The organism is Actinoplanes sp. NPDC051633, from assembly GCF_040681735.1.
Classification (GTDB): Bacteria; Actinomycetota; Actinomycetes; order Mycobacteriales; family Micromonosporaceae; genus Actinoplanes.
This window is the reverse complement of sequence record NZ_JBFAZH010001368.1, coordinates 1-1,874: the sequence shown is the minus strand read 5'-3', so window position 1 is coordinate 1,874 and position 1,874 is coordinate 1. Positions and strand designations below refer to the sequence as shown.

2 protein-coding genes are annotated in these 1,874 nt (G+C 71.6%); both read right to left on the bottom strand.

Annotated elements, in window-relative coordinates:
• Positions 1–328, bottom strand: a 328-nt coding sequence (locus AB0M20_RS41080) for a GTP-binding protein (protein WP_364306690.1), incomplete at its 3' end; no start/stop codon positions are given.
• 246 nt (positions 329–574) lie between these two features.
• Positions 575–1,678 carry a hypothetical protein gene (locus AB0M20_RS41075; RefSeq protein ID WP_364306688.1) on the bottom strand — a complete coding sequence of 368 codons (1,104 nt, stop codon included), beginning with the start codon at positions 1,676–1,678 and terminating at the stop codon, positions 575–577.
• Positions 1,679–1,874 lie beyond the last annotated feature (196 nt).

Here is a 1,874-nt window from a genome sequence, read left to right as displayed (position 1 = left end):
CGCTCTGCGGTTCGACGCCGGCAACGCCGTCGAAGACGGCGATCGCGCCGTCGAGCACGCGCAGAGACCGCTCGACCTCGTCGGAGAAGTCGACGTGGCCGGGCGTGTCGATCAGGTTGAGCCGGTGGCCGGCCCAGTCGCAGCTGACCGCGGCGGCGAAGATGGTGATGCCGCGGTTGCGTTCCTGCGGGTCGAAATCGGTGACCGTGGTGCCGTCGTGCACCTCGCCGCGCTTGTAGGTGGCGCCGGTGGCGAACAGGATCCGCTCGGTCAGGGTGGTCTTGCCGGCGTCGACGTGGGCGAGGATGCCGAGATTGCGTACGCGCATGATGGTGGTCTTTCACGAATGATCCGACGGTGGACGGCGCCACCCGGACCGCCCGCATCCGCTGAGGATGAGGGTGCGGTCAGGGACGTCCGGCCCCGGTGGCGCGCCCGGAGCCGGGCACACCAGACACGAGGATCAACTCGAAACGCAGCGAGGGAACGACGACGGCACGCATCGCGATCCCTCCTCCCGATCATGGCTTCCACGGCGAGGGTAGAGGTTCGAGGCAGGCGGGTCGACCGGATTTCAGCCCGTCTGGGTCAGGACGTCGTTGAAGATCTTCTGGATGTCCGCCTTGCCGGCCGGCGGGGTGAACGCCCCGATGCCGACCTGCCACTGCGGCGTGCCACCGGACCCGGCGGCGAAGAAGTGGCTCATGTCGAGGGTGTAGCGGCCCTTGGCGTCCGCCGGCGTCTCCACGTACGTGGTGCGCTCGTCGAACACCTTGCCCTTGGCACCCGGGTCGAACCATTGCTTCGTGAGGCGGTCGCGCTCGGCCTTCCCGCACGGCGCCGGGCACGGCCGCAGCATGATCTGCACCTTCTGACCGCTGCCCGGGTTGCCCTCGTCGATGCACACCCAGCCCTTCGCGTCGGGCAGGTCGACGTTGCCGCCCGCGCAGCCCCAGGTGCCGGGGGTCCGGAAGGCGAACGGCCAGCCGGTGAAATCCATCGTGTAGGTGTCCTCGCCGGGCGCGAATGTGGGACCGACCAACGTGCGGGCCGGGACCGGGCGCAGCGTGGGCTTGTCCGACGCGGCCGGCTCGGCGGACCCGGGGGCGGCCGTCTCGGGCGCGGCGGTCTCGGGCGCGGCGGTCTCGGGCTCGTCCGTCGGCGGGCGGAACGGCTCCTGCGGCAGGGCCCGCGGCCGGGCCACCGGGTCGCCGGAGTCGTCGTTGAGGGCCGCGACGACGATCCCGCCGACGATGCACAGCAGGAGCACCAGGGGCACGATCATCAGGGCGATCGCGCCGCCCACCCCGCGCACCTTCTGCGGCGCCGGTCCGATCGAGCCGCCGAGCCACGCGATCGCCGGCGGCCGGTACTCCACCTCCACCACCTGGCCCGGATACACCGGCACGACCGTCTCAGCGACCCCGATGCGGGGCGGCAGGATGTACGGCACGTGGACGTGCACGTGATGCTGCCCGGGTGGCACCGGCACGACATTGCGGCCCCAGACCGCCGGGACCGGCCGCCCGTCGACCACCAGGTTGGGCTTGAACAGGCCGTAGATGAAGTTCAGCCACCAGTATTTCGCGGTCACCGCGATCGCTGTCCCGTCCCCGCCGCCGTATCCGGGCGGTGGTGGCGGCGCCGCGTTCCACGGCGTTTGCGGCGGTTGGTACATGGTGGCCCTCCCCGGATCAGAACTCGGGAAGCATACGGATCCGGGGACGGCCGCCGCAGCCCGCCACCGGGGTACGCCACCTGGCGGGGCGATCAACCGCCGCCCCGCCAGGTGGTCGGGCTAGCCGACCGCGTACGCCCGGATCTCAGTGATCGTGACGGTGTTGCCCGCCGCGTCGGTGGCGTGCGCGCGCAGC